This is a genomic window from Neorhizobium sp. USDA 3394 (genome assembly GCF_056280385.1).
Window position 1 is genome coordinate 386,848 of record NZ_JBWCDU010000002.1, and the last position, 23,974, is coordinate 410,821.

The 23,974-nt window shown below is 58.9% G+C and carries 21 protein-coding genes and 2 pseudogenes; 9 read left to right on the plus strand and 14 right to left on the minus strand.

Features of this window, described 5'->3' with window-relative positions; translation table 11 throughout:
- From ACZ9EJ_RS23345 to ACZ9EJ_RS23360, 4 genes are read right to left on the minus strand one after another with little or no spacing between them, the layout of a single operon-like run.
- Positions 1–2,361: a SpoIIE family protein phosphatase gene (locus ACZ9EJ_RS23345; protein WP_046635231.1), complete on the minus strand. Its 2,361-nt coding sequence runs from the start codon at positions 2,359–2,361 to the stop codon at positions 1–3.
- Positions 2,358–3,536 (minus strand): methyltransferase domain-containing protein, encoded by a 1,179-nt coding sequence (locus ACZ9EJ_RS23350; protein WP_476099941.1) that lies wholly within the window; start codon positions 3,534–3,536, stop codon positions 2,358–2,360. The genes ACZ9EJ_RS23345 and ACZ9EJ_RS23350 overlap by 4 nt, the downstream gene beginning before the upstream one ends.
- Positions 3,533–4,051: a hypothetical protein gene (locus ACZ9EJ_RS23355; RefSeq protein WP_046635227.1), complete on the minus strand. Its 519-nt coding sequence runs from the start codon at positions 4,049–4,051 to the stop codon at positions 3,533–3,535. The genes ACZ9EJ_RS23350 and ACZ9EJ_RS23355 overlap by 4 nt, the downstream gene beginning before the upstream one ends.
- 48 nt (positions 4,052–4,099) lie before the next feature.
- A complete protein-coding gene (locus ACZ9EJ_RS23360) occupies positions 4,100–5,821 on the minus strand; it encodes a putative bifunctional diguanylate cyclase/phosphodiesterase (RefSeq protein ID WP_046635225.1) in 1,722 nt (573 codons plus the stop codon).
- Positions 5,822–6,698: 877 nt separating this feature from the next.
- On the opposite strand from ACZ9EJ_RS23360, the pseudogene ACZ9EJ_RS23365 reads away from it, so the two are divergent.
- Positions 6,699–6,874 (plus strand): annotated as a pseudogene (locus tag ACZ9EJ_RS23365) (transposase); the annotation flags it as partial.
- Here the strand turns inward: ACZ9EJ_RS23365 and ACZ9EJ_RS23370 are convergent.
- The 7 genes from ACZ9EJ_RS23370 to ACZ9EJ_RS23400 all read right to left on the minus strand — a co-directional run bounded on the left by ACZ9EJ_RS23370 (position 6,853) and on the right by ACZ9EJ_RS23400 (position 14,305).
- A complete protein-coding gene (locus tag ACZ9EJ_RS23370; protein ID WP_046635223.1) occupies positions 6,853–7,308 on the minus strand; it encodes a hypothetical protein in 456 nt (151 codons plus the stop codon). The pseudogene ACZ9EJ_RS23365 and the gene ACZ9EJ_RS23370 sit on opposite strands and share 22 nt — an antisense overlap.
- 239 nt (positions 7,309–7,547) lie before the next feature.
- On the minus strand, positions 7,548–8,432 hold the full coding sequence (gene purU / locus ACZ9EJ_RS23375) for a formyltetrahydrofolate deformylase (protein WP_046635286.1): 885 nt from the start codon (positions 8,430–8,432) through the stop codon (positions 7,548–7,550).
- A 114-nt stretch (positions 8,433–8,546) separates the two neighbouring features.
- The gene (locus tag ACZ9EJ_RS23380; protein ID WP_046635221.1) at positions 8,547–9,629 is read right to left on the minus strand and encodes an ABC transporter permease; all 1,083 of its coding nucleotides are present in this window, start codon (positions 9,627–9,629) and stop codon (positions 8,547–8,549) included.
- 21 nt (positions 9,630–9,650) lie between these two features.
- Positions 9,651–11,204 (minus strand): sugar ABC transporter ATP-binding protein, encoded by a 1,554-nt coding sequence (locus ACZ9EJ_RS23385; protein ID WP_046642087.1) that lies wholly within the window; start codon positions 11,202–11,204, stop codon positions 9,651–9,653.
- Positions 11,205–11,267: 63 nt separating this feature from the next.
- The gene (locus tag ACZ9EJ_RS23390) at positions 11,268–12,191 is read right to left on the minus strand and encodes a sugar ABC transporter substrate-binding protein (protein ID WP_046635218.1); all 924 of its coding nucleotides are present in this window, start codon (positions 12,189–12,191) and stop codon (positions 11,268–11,270) included.
- Between the two features lie 112 nt (positions 12,192–12,303).
- Positions 12,304–13,116: a TIM barrel protein gene (locus tag ACZ9EJ_RS23395; RefSeq protein ID WP_046642086.1), complete on the minus strand. Its 813-nt coding sequence runs from the start codon at positions 13,114–13,116 to the stop codon at positions 12,304–12,306.
- A gap of 157 nt (positions 13,117–13,273) precedes the next feature.
- Positions 13,274–14,305: a LacI family DNA-binding transcriptional regulator gene (locus ACZ9EJ_RS23400; protein WP_046642085.1), complete on the minus strand. Its 1,032-nt coding sequence runs from the start codon at positions 14,303–14,305 to the stop codon at positions 13,274–13,276.
- A 172-nt stretch (positions 14,306–14,477) separates the two neighbouring features.
- Here ACZ9EJ_RS23400 and ACZ9EJ_RS23405 point away from each other — a divergent pair, with 172 nt between their 5' ends.
- From ACZ9EJ_RS23405 to ACZ9EJ_RS23420, 4 genes are read left to right on the plus strand one after another with little or no spacing between them, the layout of a single operon-like run.
- The gene (locus tag ACZ9EJ_RS23405; RefSeq protein ID WP_046635212.1) at positions 14,478–15,569 is read left to right on the plus strand and encodes a fatty acid desaturase family protein; all 1,092 of its coding nucleotides are present in this window, start codon (positions 14,478–14,480) and stop codon (positions 15,567–15,569) included.
- A 46-nt stretch (positions 15,570–15,615) separates the two neighbouring features.
- Entirely contained in the window at positions 15,616–15,930 is a 315-nt protein-coding gene (locus ACZ9EJ_RS23410; protein ID WP_041364807.1) for a MocE family 2Fe-2S type ferredoxin, read from the plus strand.
- A 1-nt stretch (position 15,931) separates the two neighbouring features.
- Positions 15,932–17,152: an NAD(P)/FAD-dependent oxidoreductase gene (locus ACZ9EJ_RS23415; protein ID WP_255736311.1), complete on the plus strand. Its 1,221-nt coding sequence runs from the start codon at positions 15,932–15,934 to the stop codon at positions 17,150–17,152.
- Positions 17,153–17,177: 25 nt separating this feature from the next.
- Positions 17,178–17,972, plus strand: a complete 795-nt coding sequence (locus ACZ9EJ_RS23420; RefSeq protein ID WP_046635210.1) for a 3-methyl-2-oxobutanoate hydroxymethyltransferase — start codon at positions 17,178–17,180, stop codon at positions 17,970–17,972.
- Here ACZ9EJ_RS23420 and ACZ9EJ_RS23425 read toward each other — a convergent pair.
- Positions 17,962–18,165: a hypothetical protein gene (locus ACZ9EJ_RS23425; RefSeq protein WP_080954255.1), complete on the minus strand. Its 204-nt coding sequence runs from the start codon at positions 18,163–18,165 to the stop codon at positions 17,962–17,964. The genes ACZ9EJ_RS23420 and ACZ9EJ_RS23425 overlap by 11 nt on opposite strands.
- An 805-nt stretch (positions 18,166–18,970) precedes the next feature.
- On the opposite strand from ACZ9EJ_RS23425, the gene ACZ9EJ_RS23430 reads away from it, so the two are divergent.
- Complete coding sequence (locus tag ACZ9EJ_RS23430) at positions 18,971–19,324, plus strand: type II toxin-antitoxin system RelB/DinJ family antitoxin (RefSeq protein ID WP_255736310.1); 354 nt, start codon at positions 18,971–18,973, stop codon at positions 19,322–19,324.
- Positions 19,325–19,522: 198 nt separating this feature from the next.
- On the opposite strand, the gene ACZ9EJ_RS23435 is transcribed toward ACZ9EJ_RS23430, so the two are convergent.
- On the minus strand, positions 19,523–20,428 hold the full coding sequence (locus tag ACZ9EJ_RS23435; RefSeq protein ID WP_040125947.1) for a LysR family transcriptional regulator ArgP: 906 nt from the start codon (positions 20,426–20,428) through the stop codon (positions 19,523–19,525).
- A 94-nt stretch (positions 20,429–20,522) separates the two neighbouring features.
- Between ACZ9EJ_RS23435 and ACZ9EJ_RS23440 the strand changes: the two genes are divergently transcribed.
- The 3 genes and pseudogenes from ACZ9EJ_RS23440 to ACZ9EJ_RS23450 all read left to right on the plus strand — a co-directional run bounded on the left by ACZ9EJ_RS23440 (position 20,523) and on the right by ACZ9EJ_RS23450 (position 23,217).
- The gene (locus ACZ9EJ_RS23440; RefSeq protein WP_046635208.1) at positions 20,523–21,131 is read left to right on the plus strand and encodes a LysE/ArgO family amino acid transporter; all 609 of its coding nucleotides are present in this window, start codon (positions 20,523–20,525) and stop codon (positions 21,129–21,131) included.
- A gap of 95 nt (positions 21,132–21,226) precedes the next feature.
- Positions 21,227–22,294, plus strand: a complete 1,068-nt coding sequence (locus ACZ9EJ_RS23445) for an MFS transporter (protein WP_255736309.1) — start codon at positions 21,227–21,229, stop codon at positions 22,292–22,294.
- Between the two features lie 212 nt (positions 22,295–22,506).
- Positions 22,507–23,217: pseudogene (locus tag ACZ9EJ_RS23450) on the plus strand (GSU2403 family nucleotidyltransferase fold protein).
- Between the two features lie 100 nt (positions 23,218–23,317).
- On the opposite strand, the gene ACZ9EJ_RS23455 reads toward ACZ9EJ_RS23450, so the two are convergent.
- Positions 23,318–23,926 (minus strand): J domain-containing protein, encoded by a 609-nt coding sequence (locus ACZ9EJ_RS23455; protein ID WP_046635206.1) that lies wholly within the window; start codon positions 23,924–23,926, stop codon positions 23,318–23,320.
- Positions 23,927–23,974 lie beyond the last annotated feature (48 nt).

Here is a 23,974-nt window from a genome sequence, read left to right on the forward strand (position 1 = left end):
TCACCTGTGTCTCATAACAACGAGTGTGATGTCGTCATGAATTTTCTGAGTTCCGATATGGGTCATCAGGTCGCCAATGATGCCGATTTTGACATCCTCGGCGCTCTGGCCGTATCGCCGACCAGCGCTTTCGCAAAGTCGCTCGATGCCGAAGAGCTCACCGGCGCGATTCTCGGCCTCGGTCACGCCGTCGGTGTGAAGAATGATCATGTCGTCGCGATCAAAGGAGACTTCACGCGTTACCACGAATTGCGAAATATCCGGTTCCAACCCGATCGGCAGGCCGAGATCCAGTGTATCGATCCGCTCCACCTTGCCCAACTTGCGCACAACGATCAGTTCCTCATGCTGGCCCGAAAGGGTCAAGCGCTTTCCGTCGTAATCCAGGAAGGCGAGCGACAAGTGTTTGTTGGTGCTGATCCTGACGAGGTTCTTGTAGATGGCGCGGTTCAAACTGTTCAAGAACTGCGACGGGTCCATGTCGCCCGCTTCCTGCAAGGCTCGTGCGGTCGATTGGACCATCAGCATCAGGACGCCGCTTTCGAGGCCATGTCCGGTCACGTCGCCGATGCCGATTTTCAGCCGCTTTCCGTCCCTCAGGACATCGTAGTAATCGCCTCCGACCTCGTCGGCTGGCCGCATATAGGCTACGATCTCCAGATCGGTAATTTCCTCCAGCTCACGGGCCTTGGGGAGGACCATCATCTGGATGCGGCGTGCGACGGCGAGTTCTGCGCCGAGGCGCAAGTTTTCGTTGCGTAACCTATGGTTCAGGGTGGAGATTTGCAGGTTCGCCTCTTCGATCTCCGTGGTTCTGTCCTCAACGAGTTGCTCGAGATTTTCCGTATGGAAGCTGATCTGTTCTGCCATGCGATTGAAGGCTAAGCCCGCCTCGCCGACCTCGTCATGTGTCGGGATGTCGAGCCTGACTGAATAGTCCTTGGCCTGTATGCGCTTGGCAGCGTCGGCGAGCGCACTGATACCTCTGGTTATACGCTTCGATATGGCGAAGACGGCTCCGATGACGAAGCATAGGGATACTAGAAGGGCCAGAATCTGGTAGATCAGGATCCGGTTCGTCGCTTGTGAAATTCCCGCCTGGGCCGCAAACAACGAGGCGTAGATCTCGCGCTCCGGCACGACGATGCCGAGCAGCATAGCCTCACGCCGAACCGGGCCGGAGACCCAGAGGTTCGTCGGCTGCAGTTGCCTCAGGGCGACGAGGTAGGGGACCTTCTCGCCGTTTTCATGCAGGAGAATGTGCCGCAACAGTCCCTCTTCTCCCAGCGGCAGTTGCGCGATTTCCGGCTGTAGGCTCTTTCTCAGAGAGCGGTTCAGGCCCGTTACACCCTCGCCGCCCGTATCGCTCGATGCTTGCAGGCCAATGATCTTCTCGCCGATCGGATTGATGGCGACGACATTGCCGTCGGACATGGTGAGGAAACCGAAGCCACTGTCGGCGACTTTAACGTTCTCGATGATTTCCGCCAGTTGGTCGAGTGTGATATCCGTTCCGGCGGCGCCTGCAACCCTCGTGCGGTCAGGGGACCAGAGGGGCTGAAAGAAACTGACGATGAGCTTGCCGGTGATCGCATCCGTATATGGCGCCGTCTGGGTGATGTCGTTGCTGACTGGACGCTGTCCTGGATCCTTAGCCCATTGTTCCCAGGACTCGTAGAGCCCGGGAAAGAAGAAGGTCCAGAACTGCGCGCTGTTATGGCCCGGATAGAGCCTGTCGAACGTCTGGGCCTGCTCCGTGTAAGGTGCCGTCCTGAAGATCGGACGCTCCTCCGGGCCGATGTAGTACATCTGCAGCTTCGAAAGGCCGTTTGCCAGGAGGCTTGGCGCAACCAAGTCGAGCACTGCGCTATTTTCGATATCCCTTTGAACTTCGGGCAGCGGAACGTGGTCAGACCCCAGAAGGTATCCCCAGACGCTGACGACGGATAACGGGCCGGGCAAGTTCTGGGCCCACCCGCCTTTCGAATCATAGACGACGTTTACGGTTCCCGGGGCGCCGCGGGCCATCGCCCCCCCAATCTGGGTCTCCCGCAAAGGACGATCGATCTGCGCTTGAAGGACGCCTGCCAAGGTGCTCACGTCGGAGTGGACCTGGTTCAGAAGCAGATTGACATGTTCGGCCGTCGTTTCCGCGTAGGAACGGATGTAACTCTGATTGGCCTGTTCCAGCCCCTGGCCGACCTCGGCCGTCGCATCGCGGGAGAGTCTTTGCACATTCCAAAGCGCTAGGCCCCCGGTCACGAGCAAATCGAAGAGCACGGCGCTTCCGACGACGATAACAAACTTCGCGCGGAATGATCGTAAGCCGGAACGTGCGATCTGCTGACTGGACGTGCTCATGGCGGTTTACGCCCGGATGCCGCCCAGACTGGCCAGCCAGCATAGCCCCTGGGATGAAGGGCTGCAAAGATGTGGTCGCTGAACCCTTGGCGGAAGCGTTCTATGAACTCGGGAGGATCGCCACGTTTCACGGCCATTTCTCCGGCGTAGACGATTTCCCAGGCCGCTATTACATCGGCGAAGTCCTGCGGGTCTCCGTCGAGGTTGGTGACCATGAAGGATTCCATGATGATCTCGTCGAAGCCGGCATCGACGAGATATCGGCGGCTCTTGGGACCGAATTCCACATCCATGTCGAAGTGGCTGAACAGTTTCGCGACCTCGTTATATGTCCACTGAATGCTTCGCGATCGGGGTTCTCCCAGGCAGTGCGAATTCTTTTCGTTGGTTATATACACCCGCCCGCCCGGCCTACAGATCCGGTAAAGCTCCTTCAAAAGCATGATCGGCCGGTTGAATATCTGGAGCGAATGACGGCAGGTCACGAAGTCGAACTGATTGTCCTCGAGCAACATTTCGGAGGCGTCGCCATAGGTATATTCGATATCGGCAATGCCGAAGCTGGCTGCCATATCGCGTGCATAGCCCAGGCTCGTCTTCGAATGGTCGAGCGCCACGACGCGCGTTGGCTGGAACTCTTTTTTGACAAGCATGGCGAAATCGCCGATGCCGCAGCAGATATCGGCCATCACGATTCCCGGCCGCATGCCGTGGCGGGGAAGGATCGTTCGCTCGTGGCGCCAGGTCATCTTGGTCTGCGTGCGCAATATCGGAATGAAACTCATGTCCTCGACGAAGGCTTGGCCGGGGTAGAATTTGGAATCATAAACTTCCACGGTTATCCGCGGCTCGATCCTATTCAGGTGCGTGAACATGCGTTCGATCCAGCCGACGACGCTTGAGGTCACCACCACGAAGCGAAGATCTGATCTCGCGCGACAAGCATCCAGAACGACACGCGCAAAGGCCTGAAACGCTGTGTTATTCATCTGGACGAGACGTTTCACATTGATGTGGAGAACCCCGCGTACGTCATCGATAGCCCCTTTGAGCATGGAAATGCTTGCCGCGATCTCGTCGACCGAGCGCGGTCGGATCACGCCGGCCAGCGAGAACTCCTGGCTATTGGCATCGAACTCCGCATTGAAGGACGATGAAAAGACAGTCGTGCTCAATTTATGGCCCCTTCAAGCGGCAGGTCGACCACGAAGGTCATGGATGCCGGAGCACGTTCCTCAAGATGCACGTCGGCGTCGAAATTGATTGCCAGATTAAGAAGAATGACTTCCCTGTTTGGCGTCTGATCCGTTGAAATGGCGCTAAGATAGCGCGAAAACGCATCTTCCTGATGGGTTCTGGAAACTGCCTCGCGGTAGAACTCCTGCTGCCCTGAAGAGCAGGTGAAGCTGAGTTTCACACGTTCCATCAGGTCGCGTCGGTAAACGGTGCAGTCTATTGTCCCTTCGGGAGCGCCGCCCCGGAATGACACCTCCAGCAGTTCATTGAGAGCAAACGAGAAGAAATTTGAGTGCCGAATTGGATCCGTGCGGTTGTGGCTGATCATCCGCGCGATGAAGGTCGAGAGCTGATCGCAATGCAGCCAGTCCGAAAGAAATGCTCGCATGTCCATCTCGAACTGGAGCAGAGGCGCGAAGGCGGGTTCCTCAGGCTTCTTGCTGGCTGTATGCATGCCGCTCCTCCTTCCATACCCGCTCCTAGGAATTTCAAAAATTGACTGTCACATTCGCTCAGGATCCAAAGGTCGCATTGGTTTGCGAATCGGGAAGTTCCCGAAGGGAACGGGCGGCGTAAACCTGCCGAGGAATGCGCCTATCCTCTCGGCGGGCATTGGCTTACTTAGAAAATATCCCTGAAGCCGATCACATGCATTCTTGTTGAGCCAAGCGGCTTGTTCTGCCGTTTCCACACCTTCGGCCGTGACGCTCATGCCGAGCCCGTGGGCAAGCGCGATAATGGATCGGACGATGGTCCGGCTTTTGTAATCAACCTCGAGATCCTTGATGAAATACTGGTCGATCTTGATCGTGTCGAATGGGAAGTTTTTCAGATAGCTGAGCGACGAATAGTGGGTTCCAAAATCGTCAAGCGATATCTGCACTCCCAGCGTTTTCAATGTATTCAGTGTATCAAGATTGTTGATCGTACGCTCTAGAAGCACAGATTCGGTGATTTCAAGCTCAAGCTGGTCAGCGCGAAGTCCGACAAGATCCAGGGTTTGAGCAACGCGATCGGTAAGCCCTGCGTGCAGGAATTCCGCCGAAGAAAGATTGACGGCAACCGTGAAGTGGGGTGGCCACGTCATTGCCTCCCGACAGGATTGTTCAAGAGCCCACTGGCCGATATCGCTCATCAAGCCGTCCGTCTCGGCGATCGGAATAAACAGTCCGGGTGGAATGACGCCCATCAAGGGATGCCGCCATCGCAATAGCGCCTCGAAGCCTACGATCGAGAAAGGAGCCTGCACAAGTGGCTGATATTCAATGAAGAACTGCTCATCCTTGAGCGCAGTTCGCAAACTGCGACGCAACGTCTCTCGTTGTTCCAGAACCGTGAGCATGGAACGATTAAACCTTCTCGCCCTGCGCCGGCCATCCTCCTTAGCAGCATAGAGTGCAATATCTGCCGCTTTCATGAGCAGTTCGAATTCGTTTCCATCTGTTGGAGCGACCGCAACTCCCACACTTGCACCGACAAAGACGCTAAGGCCCTCGACCATGAATGGCTCCTTGAAAGCATGGACGAGATCTTCTGCCAGGCGTTCCGCTTCCTCAGGTTGAGCATTTCTCCGCTGAATGATTGCAAACTCGTCGCCGGCCAATCGATATGCGAACTCCTGCTCTCCGAGCACACTCCGTATCCGTTCGGCAGCCATCTTCAGCACCATATCGCCTGCACTGTGGCCCAATGTGTCGTTGACCGGTTTAAAATCGTCGAGATCGATCTGCATGAGGGCGAACTTTACGTTTGATGCGGTCAAAACGCCTCGCAATTGATCGCTGAAACGCCGTCGATTTGGCAACCCCGTTAAAACATCATGGGTAGCTTGGTAAAAAAGAAGCGTTTGCTCGTTCTCGGCTTGGCTATCGGTCCCGCGCAGGATTGCGTTACCATTCGTTTCGACGACGCCCAAGCCGCGAGGACTGCGGAAAACGATGAGTGTGCGCTGGTCCGCTGTCTTGTCGTTTGCAACCTCTATCTTTCGCGGGAAGCCATTTGCGAGCACGAGTTCGACCGCAGATTTGGTTAAGGGGGCCAGCAATTCCGGATAGACGCGCCACAACGTCGTGCCGATTAGAGAATCACCGCCATATATCTGCCGGTACTTTGCCGAGCATTCCGTAAGATGAAAGCTCTCGTCATAGAGAGAGATGATTTCGTCGGTTTCGGCAAGGAAATCGGTCTCGACAGAAGCAGACTGTGTCGCATCCCGGTCCCGCATCCGTTCCTTCCCTTCCCTAGGGCCTCTTGGAAACAGCCCCACTAATCCATTTACATTCGTTTGGCTTTGATGTGGCTCAATCGTATATGCTAAATTAGTTAATTCTGAAAGAATGTCGCAAACGTATTGCATTCACTGCCACTCCACCAGCGAAATAATAATTTCGTCAGTTGCTTTCTTGTCTTGGGAGAGGTTTCTAGATGCAATTCAGCGATCCCGTGCGTCCAATTACCAATGCTGTCGTAGAGCCTTGGTAATCCGGGGAAATTATCGGTCCTGTCGGATATGGTCGCCAGCCTCAGTGCACTCGCCGTGCACAAAGTTCCTTTGAGCCGCGGTCAGATGCTGGGGCGGAGAGCCCCCTTCCGGCTCTATCCGACGGATCAGCTCGCCGAATTCCAGGAGGCAGCTCAGGCTCTTCGTCTGCCTCCGGACTGCCGGCCTCAACCGTCACCTTGATTAGTTATCGAGGGAAGCTTTCGATCTGCAGTTTGATTTCATGCCAAATCCGCTGGGGGTACAAATCCAAGGACTGGGCCCGCCGTAGGCCAGTGCCGACGGCGAAGACTGGAGCCTCGAGCGCTCAATCGTGGCCTTGTCGATTGCCGCGGCGACCATCATATCCCTGTTCGCAGAACCGGTCACCGACGGCGTCATCGATGTTATAGTCTTGGAATGCTCGGGCATTATGGTGCAAGACGACAGGAATACCATCGTTAAAATTGTAGGACGAGTCACCAATCAAATCTCCCGTTCGTGCGCTCTTCACACCTGTAGAAGAAATTGCTGAAATAATATTTATTGGCAGTGATCAAGAGGTGGCTCGGGAAATCTGCACAGTTGGGATAAGTGGAATTTCTGCCTGACTTCGGCTTAGATGCCGGGAACAGGAGAGACAAGACGACCGCGCCGGAACCATAGCCCGGCTTTCAAGGCGAAGGTGGCACTTGCCGCCATTAGGGCGAACAAACGCTGGTGGAATTGTCCCAGCAGTTTGACGTGCACGCCAACCAGATCAAACAGTGGAAAGATCAGCTCCTTGGAGGTGACGCAATCACCGCCGCCGCAAACGATGCCGGGACAGTAATCGACGGCGGGGCGCGTTTGAGACTGTCATGGTTTGCACTCGCATTGACGCGGTGAAACAGTGCCGACCGTCGAGCTCTATTGGGGCGCTCATCGTGCCGGCCATTCGGTGTCGTTCCTTGCTTTATCTTGCGGAGGCTGAGCTTCCCGTCGATCGGCGTGGCCTTCAGGGTGGTGTTGAAGCCGGCGCCCTCCTCATGCGACCAGGCGGCGCCGATCTTGGTCCAGAAGGCGTTGTCAAGGCCAAGGTTTCCTCCTTGGACAGTCGCCGCTGCGGCCACATTCCAATCACTGTTGTCAGACCCTCGGCAGTTGCCTGCCAAAATGAGCGCGGCGAGATTCTCGTTAGAAATCAATGCGTGGTCCGCTAAACGATGCGTCGGCAGTTCGAATTGGTTCAATTGCGTTCGCATCCCTGCAGATAGCAATCTGGGCGCTAACACTCTGTTAACCACAGAGATTGAGGACGAACCCGGTTGAGCCGTCGCCTCGCCATCGAAAACGGTCAACTCAAACTTTGCAAAACCATCCTCCGTTCGTCGACGCGGGTTCTCCGGAAGCCATAAGTTTCGTGATTGCTGAGGTTTCCGCTTCGATCACGGCAGCAGCGGTGGTCTTCCGTCGACGACAATGGTCACGTTTACCCCATCCGCTCGGAGGCATAGGAACCCGGGCTTGCCGGGAAGACGACGGTGCGGCGTCCGTTGATGAAGGTGCGGTGGTGGATATGGGCGTGGATGGCCCGCGCCAGCACCTGGCTTTCGACGTCGCGGCCGAGAGAGACATAGTCTTCCGGAGACTGTGCATGAGTGACGCGCACGGTGTCCTGCTCGATGATCGGGCCTTCGTCGAGATCGGCGGTGACGTAATGGGCCGTGGCGCCGATCAGCTTCACGCCACGTTCGAAAGCCTGTTTGTAGGGATTGGCGCCCTTGAACGACGGCAGGAAAGAATGGTGGATGTTGATGATCCGGCCGGACATCTTCTGGCACATCTGATCGGAGAGGATCTGCATGTAGCGGGCAAGCACGATGAGTTCGGTGCCGGTCTGCCTGACGAGGTCCATGATGCGCGCTTCGGCCTCAGGCTTGTTGGCCTCGGTCACCGGGATATGATGGAAGGGGATATCGTGATTGACCACGACCTTCTGGTAGTCGAAGTGGTTTGAGACCACGCCGACGATCTCGATCGGCAGTGCGCCGATCTTCCAGCGGTAGAGCAGGTCGTTCAGGCAGTGGCCGAAACGAGATACCATCAGCAGGACCTTCTCCCGCTTGGCGGCATCATGCAGGCTCCAGGTCATCCCGAAACGCTCGGCGATAGCGGGGAAGCCCTGTGCGAGCGTCGCTTCATTGACCTCTTCCTCGGAGATGAAGGAGACGCGCATGAAGAACCGACAGGTGCCGAGGTCGTCGAACTGGGATGAATCCACGATGTTGCAGCCCTGATCGGCGAGATAGCCCGAGACTGCAGCGACGATGCCGCGGGTCGACTGACAGGAAATGGTCAAAACATAGGTCTTCATGGTCATCTCGTGAATGGCCTGTGACGGCGTCATCTGAATCATAGGACGGGTGCATAGGGGGAGGCGGTGCAGGTTGCTCGGAACCGGCACCGCCTCGGCGCCTGGGGAGGTTTTTCAGGCGCGGGATTTCTTGCGTTGGCGGTGCACGTCGATGACGACTGCCGCGACGATGATCGCGCCTTTGACGATCTCCTGGTAGTAGGCGCCGACCTTGAGGAAGGTGAAGCCGGAGGTCACTACACCGAGAATAATCGTACCGATTACCGTCCCGGTGATCCGGCCGACGCCGCCGGAGAGCGAAGCGCCGCCGATGACGGCCGCCGCGATGGCGTCGAGTTCGAAGGAGATGCCCATGTTCGGCTGGCCGGACTGGGCGCGGGCAGCGAGCATGACGCCGGCGAGGCCGGAGAGCAGGCCGGCGACCGCATAGACCTTGATCAGGTGCTTGCCGATATCGATCCCCGAGACGCGTGCGGCCTGGCTGTTGGCGCCGATGGCATAGGTGAACTTGCCGTAGCGGGTATAGGACAATGCGATGTGGAAGATGATTGCCACGACGAAGAAGACGATGACCGTTCGCGGGACGGGAAAGCCCCAGAGACTGAAGCTCTGGCCGAGCCAGGCGAAGTTTTCGTTGAGCAAAGCGACGGGTTGGCCTTCGGTATACCATTTGGCCAGGCCGCGGACTGAAACCATCATGCCAAGAGTGGCAATGAAGGGCGGAATGCCTGTCTTGGCGATAAGAAGGCCGTTCAGATAACCCAGGAATGCGCCGAGCAGCACGCCGACCAGAAGCGGCCAGAACGGGCTTGAATCGATGAACGAGTCCAGGCCGAAAGCCGCGTATTCGGGTTGCAGGAAGACGGCACGGGCATTCAGCGAGGTCTGGGCGAAGCTCGCAGCCACCATGGCGATAAACCCGACCATGGAGCCGGATGACAGATCGACCCCGCCGGTGATGATGACCTGCGTCACGCCGACGGCGATGATCCCCGTGACGGCGACCTGCAGGACGATGATGGACAAGCGCTGCTTGTTCGCCAGAAAGCTTTCGCCCACGACGTACCAGCCGATCACTTCGAAGATAAGGGCGATCCCGATCAGGACGGCCAGGATCGAGAATTCCGGCGGAAGTCGCCGAATTTTCTTCAAGCCCGTCTTGGAGGTCTCCCCCAGTTCGTTGATGGCATCAGACATGATATCCTCCCGGCTGTGTCGTCAGCGCGACGCCAGCTCCATTATCTTGACTTGATCGGCTTCTGCCCTGTCCAGGATGCCTGTGACCCGCCCCTCATGCAGCACGACGATGCGATCACTCATGCCGAGCACCTCCGGCATCTCCGACGAGATCATGATGATCGCCACACCCTGGCCCGCGAGCTGCGAGATCAGCCGGTGGATCTCGGCCTTGGCGCCGACATCTATGCCGCGGGTGGGTTCGTCGAGGATCAGGATCTTCGGATTGGTCATCAGCCAGCGACAGATCAGCACCTTCTGCTGGTTGCCGCCCGACAGGTTGATGATCGGCTCCCGCATGTCGGGCGTACGGACCCTGAGACGGTTGGCCATGTCGGTGGCCGCCTTCCGCAGCTTGTCCTGCTGCACGAAACCGAGTTGCACATAGCGCTGTTGCAGCACCGCCATCTGCGCGTTTTCCTGTATGTCGAGCAACAGGAAGCAGCCGGTCTCCTTTCGATCCTCCGTCAGAAACGCCATGCCATGCGCCATGGCGACGGACGGCGAGGAGACGGTCAATTGCTTGCCGAAAAGCTCGATCGTCCCCGAACTTGCGGGCGTCACGCCGAAGATCGTCTCCGCGACGTTGGACCGGCCCGAGCCGACGAGGCCGGCAAAGCCGAGGATCTCGCCGGCCCGGAGATCGAACGACACGTCGCGGAAGACGCCGTTCAGCGTCAGCCCTTTTACCGACAGCACGACGTCGCCGATCTGCGCCGGTTCTTTTGGGAACATCTGAGTGATCTCGCGCCCGACCATCATGCGGATGATGTCTTCGCGGGTCACCTCCGAGGAATTGCAGGTCGCAACGTACTTGCCGTCGCGAAAGACGGAGACCTCGTCAGCGATCTCGAAGAGTTCGTTCATCTTGTGGGTGATGTAGATGATGCCCTTTCCTTCCTCGCGAAGGGAGCGGATGATCCGGAAGAGGTGGTTCACCTCTCTCTCGGTGAGGGCCGATGTCGGTTCGTCCATGATGAGGACATCGGAATCGAAGGATACGGCCTTGGCGATCTCGACCATCTGGCGGTTGGCCACGCTGAGCTTGCCGACCTTGATTTCCGGATCGATCTCGATCCCGAGGCGCTCAAACAGCGCGTCCGTCCGACGGTTCATTTCGGCATGGTCCACGATACCAAAACGCCCGAGCGGCTCACGACCGATCCAGATGTTTTCCGACACGGTCATGGGCGCCATCAGATTCAGTTCCTGATGGATCATCGCGATTCCGTTCTGGAGTGCGTCGAGCGGATTCTTGAGGCGGATATCGACGCCACGCAGTTTGAATGAGCCGCTGTCGGGCGTGTAGATGCCGGCGAGGATCTTCATCAACGTGGACTTGCCGGCGCCGTTCTCGCCCATAAGGGCATGCACCGTCCCGCGTTTCAGCTTCAGCTGCACATTGTCCAGAGCAACGACACCTGGAAATTCCTTGCGCACGTCCTCGACTTCAAGAAGATATTTGCTGCCCGGGACAGCGCCGCTCCTGCGAACGGCCTCCATGGTCTGCGGACTGATGATGCGTTCAGCCGACATGGCGGTCCTCCTCCACGAGAGTGATCCGCTGCCTCGCAAGACAGCGGATCGGCCCGTCCTCGGTCAATTCTTCGTCGTGAACTTGGCCATGTTTTCAGGCGTCACGAGCTGGAACGGGATCCAGACTTTGGCGTCCACTTTCTCACCCTTGGCGAGCTTTATGGCAGCGGCGACCGCACCCGAGCCCTGGCCGAAGGCATCCTGGAACACGGATACATCCAGATTGCCCGCCTTCATGTAGGCAAGTGCTTCCTGGGTGGCATCGATGCCCGCAACGACCACGTCCTTCATATTCCAGCCGGCGGATTTCATGGCGTTGATCGCGCCAATCGCCATATTGTCGTTGTTGGCGATGACAGCCGCCGGCTTGTGACCGGCTGCGATCCAGTTGGTCATCAGGTCCTGCGCCTTGACCGGATCCCATACGGCGGTCTGCTGGTCGAGGATCTTGATGCCCTTGCAGTCCGGCGTCGCGATCACGTCGTGGATGTCCTTGGTGCGCTGGACGGCAGCCTGGTTGGCGAGATCGCCGACCATGACAAGGATATCGCCCTTGCCGCCCAGGATGCGACATACTTCCTTGGTCTGCAGCGTGCCGGACTGGACTTCGTCGGAGGCGACGAATGCCCCCTTGGGGCCAAGCTTGTCCACGTCTGCCGGCATCCGGTTGACGTAGACGATCGGGATGCCGGCATCGTTCGCCAGCTTCGTCATCGGCGCCGTTGCCGTGGTGTCGACGGCGTTGACGATGATCGCATCGACCTTCGAGGCGATGAAGTTCTGGATCTGGGAAAGCTGCTTCTGAACGTCATCATCCGCGATTTCGATCTGGACCGGCTGTTTTGCATCGGCCGCAGACTTCTCGATACCCTTGCGCAGAACCGTCAGGAACGTGTCGGAATTGGCCATGGACACGCCAATATTGCCTGCATAGGCGCTCGATGCCATCAGAACGCCGAGCACGGCACCCGCCAAAAATTTCTTCATCTCTTCCTCCTCTGAAACGGTGCCCGGCGAACACCTCAAAAAGCCGGTCGCCTCCTCCCCGAAGGCAATCTCACGAACCGATCCGGTCACTGCCACCGGATCGGTGAAGACGTCAAAGTCTGTCCCGGATCAGCTCCATGCTGTTGCGGATCATCGTTTGCGGATCGGTCGATGCGTGAACGGATGACGCGAACGGTTCGAACGAGAACGGGCCGGGATAACCAGCGTCGACGAGCGCACGGATCTGACCGACATTGTCCAGCCGGTCCCGTGCCGTCACCATCACGCGATGCGGATCGCGCATGGCGTCGATGCTGACGTCCTGGTCATCGACGCCTGAAATGTGCACCAGCCCCGTCAAATCCGGAAATATATCCGGCTCGCTAGCCAGCACGTGGTGGAAAGTGTCATGAACCAGCTTGAAGCTTTGGCGGCCATCGATCGCGGCAATTGCTTCCGCTGCTTCTTTCTTGGAGCGAAGCGAGCAGATCTGGAAACCGAGCGGCTCCACGAGTCCGATGAGGTTATTGTCCTGCAGGATAGGTTTCAGTGCCTTGAGCGCAACGCGCAAATTCCCCTGACGCTCTCCCTCCAGCCTGCCGCTTCCATCGTTGACGGGCACGAGAACCAGAGCTTTTGCGCCGCAGGCAGCAGCATAGGCGGCCAGTTCCCTGGCTTCCGCTTCCCGTTCCAGCGTCCATTCGTTGAAGCGCTGCAGGGCATTGATCGAAATGATTTCGGTTCGGTGCGCCTTTGCCAGGTCGCCGACCGTCTCAGGTGAAGTCCCGTCGAGCATGGCATTACCCGCAAGATCGTTGCGGATTTCGAATTGCCGAACACCGAGCGATATGCCCAGTTCGAAAAAAGCGCCGAGCGGCATGTGTGGCGCAACCATGTGGTTGAGCGCGAAGGTAAGCGCGGCCATGAGTTCTCCCGAAGTTTGGCGCGGCCGGCTTTCCTCCTCCGTCCCGCCAAACGAAGTCATCAGGTTTCGTGGCGTTCGTCAAAGACGAAATAGCAATATTCTATCTCATTTATGAAAGAATTTGCAGATTGTTATGATGAATTTCCATCATTACCGCTCAGATGTTTTCCGGCACGTAAATTTCGAGCGGCAGGAAAGTCTGGCCTGGCGCCGTCGCGGGACCGGTATCCACCGCCTCGACCATTAGCTGCACCAGTTCGCGGCACAGATTTGCAAGCGGTGTCGCAATCGCCATGGTCACGATCTCATCGGCCAGCGCCGCGCGGGAAATTGGCGTCAGTTCGTTGACGACGATAACATGCCTGCCGCCAAGCTTTTCTTCCCGGATGGCGGAGATGGCGCCTTCCATTCCGCCGCCGGCAACATAAAAACCCACAAGATCCGGATGGCGGTGCAGAAGATCCAGCGTCGCTTCGTGGGTGATTTCAACGGTTTCCAGGTTCACCAGCGTGTCCAGAACCTCGAAATCGGGAGCGTGTTCGCGGAAGTAGGACCGAAAGCCGATCTCGCGCAATTCGTGACCGTGAAAGCGGTGACTGCCGACGAAAACAGCCACCTTCCCCGGGTTTTTCGCAGCCTTCGCGATCATCCAGGCTGCCGTTCGACCGGCCTTGCGGTTATTGAGCCCGACATAGCCCTCGCGGATGCCGGAGGCGAAATCAGACAGGAGTGAGAATACCGGGATGCCCCTTGCCTTCAGTTCCTCCGCTGTCACCGTCAGGGCTGGGTAGTCCGGGGATGTCATGGCGACCGCCTGATTCCTGGCGCCGACCTCTTTCAGCTTGTCGGCCAGTTCGCTCGGTGTCTGGTTGGCGCAGAATTCGATCTGGGCCACGCCGCGAATGCAGGGATGATTCTGGACGGCGATCTCCAGCTCCCGCTTGAAGCTCTGGTAAAAATGGTGGTTGGGCTTCTGCAGGATGAAGCCCAACCGGTATTGCGGCAGCCCCTCGAACACTCGCTGCCGCAGCAATCCGACGGCATGGAAGCCAATCTCGTTTGCCGCGTCATAGACGCGCCGCGCCGTGTCCTCGCGCACCTTGTGCCGCCCGTTCAGCACGCGGTCCACGGTTGCGACGCTCACTCCCGCAGTCTTGGCCAGATCCGCGATCGTCGGTCTTGATCCCATCTGTTCCTCCTTCAAGTGAGACCTTTCTATCATGGAGTAAATCAAGAATGATAGACTTTGATAGAATATATCATGCGTGGATTGTGATCTGTCAGAACAACGATAATCCTCAAGATCAGATTCCATGCGACGCCTTTGATGGCGACCGCATCGAAACCGATGGAGGAGATCGATGGCGAGGACGGCGGCAAAGCGTGACTACAGCCTGCTTGGGCGCGATGCGCAGGCGGCGGTGGCCAACGGGCTCGCGGCAGCGCAGTGGTATCATACCGAGGTGCCGCGCAAGCAGATGAAGGAATTGATGAAGCGGGAGGATGGGCCAGCCCTCCGGGACACGGCGATCTGGCTCGGCTGCTTGGTCGTATTTGCAGGGCTTGGCATCTATTTCTGGGGCAGCCTCTGGGCGATCCCTTTCTTCCTCGCCTACGGCGTGTTCTACGGGTCCGCCTCGGACAGCCGCTGGCATGAATGCGGTCATGGCACGGCGTTCAAGACGATGTGGATGAACAACCTTGTCTACCAGATCGCCTGTTTCATGATCATGCGCAATCCGGTGACCTGGCGCTGGAGCCATACCCGGCACCACACCGATACGGTTATTGTCGGCCGGGATCCGGAAATCGCGGTGATGCGTCCGCCGGATCTCCTGCGGCTGATCCTCAATTTGTTCGGCCTGCTGGATGCCTGGCATGCGGTGATCGACATGGTCCGCAACGCGTTTGGCGTCATCAGCGCCGAAGAGAAGATCATTATTCCGGAGACGGAGCAGTCGAAGGCGATCCGCGTCGCGCGCATCTGGCTCGCGATCTATGTGGCGACCGTCGCACTCGCGGTCGGCCTGAATTCGATCCTGCCTCTGGTGCTGATCGGCATGCCGCGCCTTTATGGTGCCTGGCACCATGTCATGACCGGCCTGTTGCAGCATGGCGGCCTTGCCGACAACGTCATCGACCACCGGCTAAACAGCCGCACGGTCTACATGAACCCGATCAGTCGCTTCATTTACTGGAACATGAACTATCACGTGGAGCATCACATGTTCCCGATGGTGCCCTATCACGCGCTGCCGAAGCTGCACGCGATGATCAAGGGCGATCTGCCGGCACCGAACCCGTCGATCCTCGACGGTTATCGCGAGATGATCCCGGCCTTCCTGCGCCAGCTCCGGAACGAGGATTACTTCCTGAGGCGCGAGTTGCCACCGACGGCAAAGCCCTATCGCGAAGACTTCCACAGCGACGCCATGGCGCCAGCGGCGGAGTGACGCCGGCGTCCGACAAAAACAAGCCATAAAGGGGGAGGAGAGCCCGATGAGCACCTGGATCGACGTCTGCGACAAGGACGAGATCGACGAAGAGGATGTCATCCGCTTCGATCACGACGGCAAGAGCTACGCCATCTATCGCAGCCCGGAAGACAGTTTCCACGCGACCGATGGACATTGCACGCACGAGAATGTTCATCTGGCCGATGGTCTGGTGATGGACGACATCATCGAATGTCCGAAGCACAACGGCCGCTTCAACTACAAGACCGGCCAAGCCAAGGGCGCCCCCGTCTGCGTCAACCTCAAGACCTATGCGGTCAAGGTCGATGGTGGCCGCGTCTTCATCCAGGTCGGCTGAGATGGGTGACAAAGGCATGGTGATCGTCGGCGCCGGCGAAGCCGGCGTGCGGGCGGCCTTTGCCCTGCGGGAGCGGGGTTACCAGGGAACCGTCACGCTGATCGGCGACGAGCCGCATCTCCCCTACGAGCGTCCACCCCTGTCGAAGGGGGGCGAGGAAGCCGAGACCGTCCGGGCGATCGTCGCAAACGAACGTTTTGCCGAGGCGGGGATCACCTTTCTGCGAGGCCATCGGGCTATCTCGGTCGACCCGGCACGCCATGCGCTGCTATTGGAAGCCGGCGAAACGCTGTCCTACGAACGGCTGCTGCTTGCAACCGGCGCCGCACCGCGCCCGTTCCCCGGCATTGGCACGAGTGATCGCATCCATGTGCTGCGGACCGTCGAGGACGCCTCCGCCATTCGTCGTCATATGCGGGGGGATGGCCGCTTGGCCATTCTCGGCGGTGGCTTCATCGGGCTCGAACTGGCCGCGATGGGCCGGAAACTCGGGACGGCCGTCACCTTGTTTGAGGCGCAACCGCGCGTGTTGATGCGCGGTGTTCCCGAAAAGCTCGCGCTCGCCTTGCAGGCACGGCACGCGGCAGAAGGCGTGGAACTCCTCTGCGGCGTGGGGATCGAGACCATCGCCGATGGCGAGAGCGGCGTTACCATCGGGTTCGCCGATGGTCGCCAGATCAAGGTCGATGCGCTCGTGGTCGGGATCGGCGCCCAGCCCAACACCCGTCTTGCCGCAGAAGCAGGGCTTGCGATCGACAACGGCATTGCCGTCGACCGCCATCTGGCGACCAGCGATCGGCACATCTTCGCGGCCGGCGACTGCTGCTCCTTTCCCGTCACCGCCTATGGCGGCCGGCGCGTCCGGCTCGAATCCTGGCGCAACGCGCAGGAACAGGGCAGCGTCGCGGCGGCCAACATGCTGGGAGAGGCCGCATCCTTCGATGCGGTGCCCTGGTTCTGGTCGGACCAATACGACCTGACGCTGCAGGTAGCCGGCTTGTCCGACGGCGCAACATCGACCATCGGCCGGACGCTGTCGCCGGAGGCCGAGATCCTGTTTCACCTCGATGCGGATGGGCGATTGCTGGCAGCCAGCGGACTTGGCCCCGGCGGTGCCGTTGCCCGCGACATTCGGCTTGCCGAGATGCTGATCGCGAGGGGCACGCGCCCCGATCGCGCGGCACTCGCCGATCCTTCCGTCAAACTGAAATCCCTTCTGTGAGCGCCTGGCGCCAAAGGATGCACCGATGAAATCCCACCGTCCCACCGTTGCCGATATCCTGGCGCTCAAGGGCAAGCGCCAGCTCAGCATGCTTCGTGTCGTCACGCTCGAGGAGGCGCAAGCCGCCGACAAGGCCGGGATTGAAATGGTCTCCGTGCCGCCGGCGCTCCTGGGGCCTGCGTTCCGCGAGGTGGCGCCAAGTGTCTTTGCCGTGCCGGGGCTCGAATATGGCGACTTCGTCACGACGGAGGAATATCTGCGGGCGGCCTTCAAAGCGATGCGCGCCGGTGGCGACGCCGTCTATTGCGCGGCGAGCCTCCGGATCATCCGCGAGCTCAGGGACGAGGGCATTCCCGTCTGCAGCCATGTCGGCCTCATTCCCTCGAAGGCGACCTGGACCGGTGGCTTCAAGGCGGTCGGCAAGACGGCCGACAGCGCGATGGCGATCTGGAATGCGGTCAAAGCCCTCGAGGAGGCTGGTGCCTTCGCCGCCGAAATCGAGGTGGTTCCTGCCGACGTTGCCTCGCTGATCAGCGCCCAGACGTCTCTCTTCATGATCTCGATGGGGGCGGGCGCCGGTTGCGACGCGCAATATCTCTTTGCCGATGACGTGCTCGGACAGAACCGCGGGCATGTGCCGCGACATGCGAAGACCTATCGCAACTTTGCCGCAGAGTTCGACCGCCTGCAGCACGAGCGCATCGCAGCGTTCCGGGAATTCCGCCAGGACGTCGAGAGCGGAGCTTATCCGGCGGAGCCGCACAATGTCGGCGTGGCGAGCGAGGAACTCGTCCGCTTCCGCAATATGATCAACGGCTGATCGAGCCACTAGCAATCAACCATGACAGTGAACTTTGCTCTTCTGGGCGCCGGCCGCATCGGTCGGGTGCGTGCTGAACCGCGCCGGATTTGCCGGAGGCCATTTCGTTTGGGTGTTCGGCTTTGTGGTCCAGCACCATTCGAATGGCGCGCTCACGGGCTTCGGGAGAGAATTTGTTCGTTGTCTTGCTCATATAGGCTCCAATCTCTCAGAAGCCTCCGGCAAATCGATCGGCTCGTTGAACTTGGACGAGCTTGCTTGGGCATTCATCCTGCAAAGAGAAGCCTGGGAAAGCAACCGATCGCCCTTCGAGCGAAGCCCGCATACATCGCGCCCAACATTGCCGCGCACCTTCTGTCAGGATCGCTCCTCAACGACGGCGATGTACAAGAGGCGTGTCGGATTCGGGAGCCCTTCTCCAGGAAAATCGGCCGGTTGTTCGCCGAAAACGTCCTTGTCGCTCTTCCGACATTGGCCGTGAGACCGCCAAGGCGCGACGCCACACGGCAATGTCTCGCAACGTTTCGCTCCGGCTGCATCAAGCTTCTGTGTCTCTCGGGACTTAGCGGTTGCCCGCAATTTGCATTTCCAATTGCCCGACCCGGCGGGAACATTTCATTATCATGGCTTGGCAAAAAGGGGCGCTACAGGATGCTACTGGATGTGGCGCAATGATTGCGTGTTGAACGAGAGGCAGGTGCCATTTACAGCCGTCCGGCACCGTCCGTTCGATATCTTCGGAAACCCCCACAGTGGTCGCCTCGGCAGACGGACGCTCTGCCTATAACGCAGCTTAGCAATAGGATATTTCGCGTCTCAAATCCACGGGTCACCGGTTCAAGTCCTTTCTAGGCGAACGACACGTTAGAGCCGGCTTGCGCGGCATACCAGGCTGGGTTTTTGCTTCGCGCGGGTGGCGTGCTCAGCCGACAGCGGGCGCGGCTATCTGTGATCCTATGTATGCAAAAACATCTCCAGTATGTAGAGCCCTCTGGCATTTGTCATTCGATTGCATTACATTAATTCTAACAGAGGAATCGCTTACGGCCGCCAATGCTCTCGTTCAAACCCGCATCGATGCCGAGGTCCGGGATCGTGCGTCCGCCGTGCTCGAAGGCATGGGGCTGACAGTGTTCGATGCAGTGCGGATCCTGCTGACCCGTACTGCCAACGAAGGCTCTCTACCGCTTGAATTGGTGACTAGCAGCGAGGGACATGATGCCTGGTTCCGGGCGAAGGTGTTGGAGGCCCTGAACGACACACGGCCCGACATCCCGGACAATGAGGCCGAGGCGCGTTTCGCGGAGCGTCGAGCAGCAGCCCGGCGCAGAGCACGCGACCTGAAAAGGTGAAGCTCGTCTGGTCCGCCTTCGCGCTCTCTGATCACGACGATATATTCACTCATATTGAGGCCGATAATCCTAACGCCGCAATTACGGTTGATGAACGGATCGTGACTGCGGCCCGCCGACGGTTCAATTCTCTTCAAGAGCCCACTTATGTCGGCCGATCCCAAGCTCTTGCTTATCTGAGATAGGCTCGGATACTTGTTATTCCATTCGAATTAAAGTCCGGCCGGCCACTTCGCTGACACACCGGGTCAAGGCATTGAGACGGTCTGCGGCCAGCCGATTGATGTGCCAGTACAGCGGCACGTCGAGCGTCTTACCTGGCAGGAGTTCCACCAGGCGTCCGGCCTCCAGGTGGTCCCTGACGAGCTGGATGGGGTTCATTCCCCACCCCATACCCATAAGGCTCGCCTCGACGAAACTTTGTGTAGACGGCAACCAGTGCGTCGGCAGACTGACGGATTCGCCTAACGTTTGACGAACCCAGTCGGACTGAAGCCGGTCTTTCTGGTCGAAGGTCAGGGAGGGCGCATCCGCCAGGGTTTCCGGCGTGACGCCTCCCGCGAAACGGCGGGTGATGAACCCAGGACTGGCGGTCGCATGGTAGCGAAGCGCCCCCAGCGGAAAGCGCCGGCATCCCGAAATAGGCTTATCGGAGCCGGATACCGCCGCGATCACCTTTCCCTGCTGAAGCCAGTCGGATGTATAATCCTGATCATCCACCGAAAGGTTCAACAGGTAATCCGACGACTTCGAGAACTCCGCCATCGCCTCCAGAAACCATGTTCCGAGACTGTCGGCGTTGGTCGCGATCCGCAGCGTGACCCGTTGCTGGGGGCCGTGCGGGTCGGCCAGAGACGGCAACTCCTTGAGCAGATCATGTTCCAGAATGCCGACATTTTCCATATGGCTGCAGAGCTGATCACCTTTTTCCGTGGCCACACATGGAGTGCCACGCACGACAAGCGCCGCACCCACCCGCTCCTCCAGCTGCTTTACTCGCTGGGACACCGCTGAGGGGGTGACATTCAAAACGGTGGCAGCCTTTTCGAAACTGCCGGACTGGATGACGGCGTGGAGTACGCGGAGGGCGGTGTAGTCGATCACGGATTAGTTACACTTAATCTAGGTTATGATCTTTAATTAGCCTAACTTGCTGAGGTGGTCTATCGATCTGTCAGATCGGAGTGCGACTGGCAAAATGGACCTTACAATTTATTTTACCGGGATGATGATGGGACTTAGCCTCATCGTCGCGATAGGTGCGCAAAATGCTTTTGTGCTGCGGCAGGGACTTCGCAACGAATACGTGTTCGCCGTCTGCCTTTCCTGCGCTCTTTCGGATGCCATTCTGATCGTTCTCGGGGTCGCCAGCCTGCAGCAGATCGTCGGGGTGCTTCCGTGGCTTGACCCTGTCATGCGGTACGGCGGCGCGGCATTCCTGGTCTGGTATGGCGCCAAAAGCCTACTTTCGGCGCTGAGAGGTTCCGGAGCTTTGGAGGTAAGGGACGGCACGCCGGCCAGCTTCGCAGGAACAATGGCGATGTGCCTCGCGCTCACCTGGCTGAACCCGCACGTCTATCTGGATACGGTTGTGCTCCTCGGCACAGTTGCGACCCGGTTCCCCGGACATCAGTTCGCGTTCGCGGCCGGTGCAACCACGGGATCCTTCCTGTTTTTCTTTTCGCTCGGATACGGCTCGACACGCCTTGGGCCGGTGTTTTCCCGTCCATCGTCTTGGCGCATCCTCGAAGCGGGCATCGCATGTGTTATGTGGCTGATTGCGTTCGAACTGCTGAGTGGGATCTGAAAGTGACGGGAACGTCCCTGCTGACAAACTCATGGCCGCTACTCCGGTGGTTCGTATCCTCCGCGACGCTGACCGTCCCGCAGGCGGCAGGTCCGGTGGCTTTCTCGTTCATTGCCCTAAGCCTGACCGGCAGCACCAGTGGCGGCGCGGCCATGATTTTGGCCATGACGCTGGCGCAGATTGCCGGCGCCGTACCTCTCGCGCGACTAGGCAGAAACCTACCTGCGGCGACAACGTTCAGGCTGCTGATCAGCTTCCGCGCGATGGCATTGGCATCGATCACGGTCTGCGCGGCCTACGGGGCTTCCTTTGAATGGCTGGTTCTGTTCGCGGCCGCAGCGGGCTTGGTCAACGGGGCGGCCTATGGCTTTCTCCGGACGTTGCTGAATCACTTCGTTTTAGCTTCGCGATTACCCCGGGCACTTGGGATCGCGTCCACGCTCAATGAAGTGACCTTTGTTTTGGCGCCCGTAGCCGCATCCGGCCTTGCGACCGTTTCGCCGCTCCTCGCACTCCTGGCCATGACGACACTGGGCGCCTTGCCAGCCATAGTCGTTCCATGGACGGCGGCTGTCGCTCGTGTAGAAGGCTTACCCACGTTACATGGGAAGCTGCTGTCGCCGGAAGTCCTACTTTGGTTTGCCTGTGCGGCCGCCAGCGGCGCGACTGTCGCATCCATTGAAATCGGCGCCGTCGCCCTGGCGCTGAATTTCGGGTACGAGCCGGCTTTGGCGATCACGTTTACGGTCCCGCTGTGCCTCGCCTCGGTGGCGGGTGGGATCTGGATCAGCGTGCGCAATCGCATGGCATCCAGAACGGCTGTGGTGGTCCAACTGGCCGCCATGGCCTTGGGGTCCGCACTCGCGGCGGTGAATCATTCCATGGTTATGACCGTCGTCGGGACGGTCCTGATCGGCGTGGTGCTTGCCCCTCTGGGCACCTATTTCTCGCTGGCCCTGGATACCCTTGCCCCTCCGGAACGACGGCCGGAGCTGTTCGCTCTTCTGCGGACCTCGCAGGCAGGGGGCGTCGTGTTCGCGAGTGCGCTGCTGACGTTCGTGTCGTTGTCCTCGGCGCTGGTCTGGGTGACGGCATTGATGACCGCCGTGACACTCGCGGTCGCGCTCGCACCAACCCGATTGAATATCCAAAATCGCGCTTAGCCGCGAATTTCGAAACCATGAGACAGCGTCTCGATGAAGAAAGACCAGCGGCGTCCCGCTGCAGGTACAACTGCAACCAACTGTGTTGATATGAGCGGCGACCGGAGCGCGTTGGATCGCATGTGCCAACTCGGCGAACGGCTTGTAGGCGTATGGTGGCATCCGAAACTGGTCGTAGGTTCATTACCTTTTAAGGCGAGCATCGCTCACTTTTGCCATGGGGCCCAATCGGAAATAGAAGATTAGCTCGCCGAATAGGTCAGCGCTCGCTAGACGCCGCATGGACGGCGGATTTCCCTTCGGAGGGTCGGTTCACCCCGGCGAACATCAAGGGGCGCAAGTACTGGTACTTCGACATCCCAGCAGACATGGTGGTACCAAACGTCGTTACGTCGGTTCTGCTGATGATCCGGATATCGCGCGGCGCGTAGCCGATCATAAGCGGGACAAGGACGACCTACGCGCTCGCAGGCGTTTGGTAAATACCCTGACCCGCGAAGGTGGGATGATCGCCCTCGGCGGCAGCGCGGATCCACTGCGCTTTCTCGACTTCCTCATAAGGGAACCGGTCAGGACAATGCTCCACCGAAGCGGTGTCCCGGTCGTTGTCCCCGATCCGTCCGGGTACGCGATCCACAAGCTCATCGTCGCCAGCCGCCGGCACACTGACGGGCAGGGGGCAGCGAAGCGGGAGAAGGATGTCCGCCAAGCTGCGCTGCTTTTGAGGCCCTGCTGCAGACGAGGGGGTTCGCCGAATTGGCGCTCGTCTACAACGAAGCATGGGAACGCGGGCCTGCGTGGCAGGAAGGCATTCGAGCCGGGGCTGAGATGCTGCCGGCAGAAGATGCCGAGCGGTTTAAGACGGTCCTGATCGAGGGCGCAAAAAAAATCGCGAAGAAATTGAACTTCCGTTTGGAGAATAGGTTGTCTATCGCCTTAAAAGCCAAGCGGTTGATTTGAAGTCGCGGACAAAGGAGTGCCGGGAATCCGGGGCTTCAACAGAAGAAAGCACCGTCGCCAGTTTCAACAGAAGCCGTTGAGCTTGAGGATCTTATGAGCTTCTATGGCCGCCCGGAGCTCGTCTTCCGAATTGCGATCGCCTTGATTGGCGTCCGGGTGGTGCATCTTGAGTTTCTCCTTGTAGCGCCTCCTGATCTCTTCAGGTGTCGCGTCGGGTGAAATGCCGAGCGTCTCGAATGCTTTTGCTTGAAGAACCTTGAGCTTGCGAACCCGTTTCGCAGCGCTTGCCGCTTGCCGCTCGGCTGCACTCTTTCGCGCATTGATCGCTTTTGCTGAGCCTGATCGGGCCGTGGATGGGAGAGGGGGTTCTGTAACTCGATTGATCATTACGCCAATGGTTGCCCGAAGACCGCTGGCGGCCTCCCGCTGATAACGGGCGGTCACGGGGTCGGACAGGCTCGATGAAAAGTTGTAGCCCTCGGTATATGCCGCCAAATGCGTGGGACAGAATAGCAGAAATAGCCCTTCTGCTTCACGCCCCACCGGCGCACGGTGCGTGCCGCTCTTTTCGCATCGGTCCCATTGGCACTTTGGCCCATCTGGTTCCTGATGTTTAGGCTGGCTTTTGCGGATTGGCCGCAGGCTCACAAAAATCTTTGAGTCAGAGGTCATGGCGCCGTTGTAGGACGGCCCCGCTTCACGAGGCAGGATAGGAAAGAG

What these genes read in the sequence shown, in the direction of transcription:
- ACZ9EJ_RS23345 (WP_046635231.1), bottom strand. Translation starts at nt 2,361, where the DNA reads ATGAGCACGTCCAGTCAGCAGATCGCACGTTCCGGCTTACGATCATTC.
- ACZ9EJ_RS23355 (WP_046635227.1), bottom strand. Translation starts at nt 4,051, where the DNA reads ATGCATACAGCCAGCAAGAAGCCTGAGGAACCCGCCTTCGCGCCTCTG.
- ACZ9EJ_RS23360 (WP_046635225.1), bottom strand. Translation starts at nt 5,821, where the DNA reads ATGCGGGACCGGGATGCGACACAGTCTGCTTCTGTCGAGACCGATTTC.
- purU (WP_046635286.1), bottom strand. Translation starts at nt 8,432, where the DNA reads ATGAAGACCTATGTTTTGACCATTTCCTGTCAGTCGACCCGCGGCATC.
- ACZ9EJ_RS23380 (WP_046635221.1), bottom strand. Translation starts at nt 9,629, where the DNA reads ATGTCTGATGCCATCAACGAACTGGGGGAGACCTCCAAGACGGGCTTG.
- ACZ9EJ_RS23385 (WP_046642087.1), bottom strand. Translation starts at nt 11,204, where the DNA reads ATGTCGGCTGAACGCATCATCAGTCCGCAGACCATGGAGGCCGTTCGC.
- ACZ9EJ_RS23390 (WP_046635218.1), bottom strand. Translation starts at nt 12,191, where the DNA reads ATGAAGAAATTTTTGGCGGGTGCCGTGCTCGGCGTTCTGATGGCATCG.
- ACZ9EJ_RS23395 (WP_046642086.1), bottom strand. Translation starts at nt 13,116, where the DNA reads ATGGCCGCGCTTACCTTCGCGCTCAACCACATGGTTGCGCCACACATG.
- ACZ9EJ_RS23400 (WP_046642085.1), bottom strand. Translation starts at nt 14,305, where the DNA reads ATGGGATCAAGACCGACGATCGCGGATCTGGCCAAGACTGCGGGAGTG.
- ACZ9EJ_RS23405 (WP_046635212.1), top strand. Translation starts at nt 14,478, where the DNA reads ATGGCGAGGACGGCGGCAAAGCGTGACTACAGCCTGCTTGGGCGCGAT.
- ACZ9EJ_RS23410 (WP_041364807.1), top strand. Translation starts at nt 15,616, where the DNA reads ATGAGCACCTGGATCGACGTCTGCGACAAGGACGAGATCGACGAAGAG.
- ACZ9EJ_RS23415 (WP_255736311.1), top strand. Translation starts at nt 15,932, where the DNA reads ATGGGTGACAAAGGCATGGTGATCGTCGGCGCCGGCGAAGCCGGCGTG.
- ACZ9EJ_RS23420 (WP_046635210.1), top strand. Translation starts at nt 17,178, where the DNA reads ATGAAATCCCACCGTCCCACCGTTGCCGATATCCTGGCGCTCAAGGGC.
- ACZ9EJ_RS23425 (WP_080954255.1), bottom strand. Translation starts at nt 18,165, where the DNA reads ATGAGCAAGACAACGAACAAATTCTCTCCCGAAGCCCGTGAGCGCGCC.
- ACZ9EJ_RS23440 (WP_046635208.1), top strand. Translation starts at nt 20,523, where the DNA reads ATGGACCTTACAATTTATTTTACCGGGATGATGATGGGACTTAGCCTC.
- ACZ9EJ_RS23455 (WP_046635206.1), bottom strand. Translation starts at nt 23,926, where the DNA reads ATGACCTCTGACTCAAAGATTTTTGTGAGCCTGCGGCCAATCCGCAAA.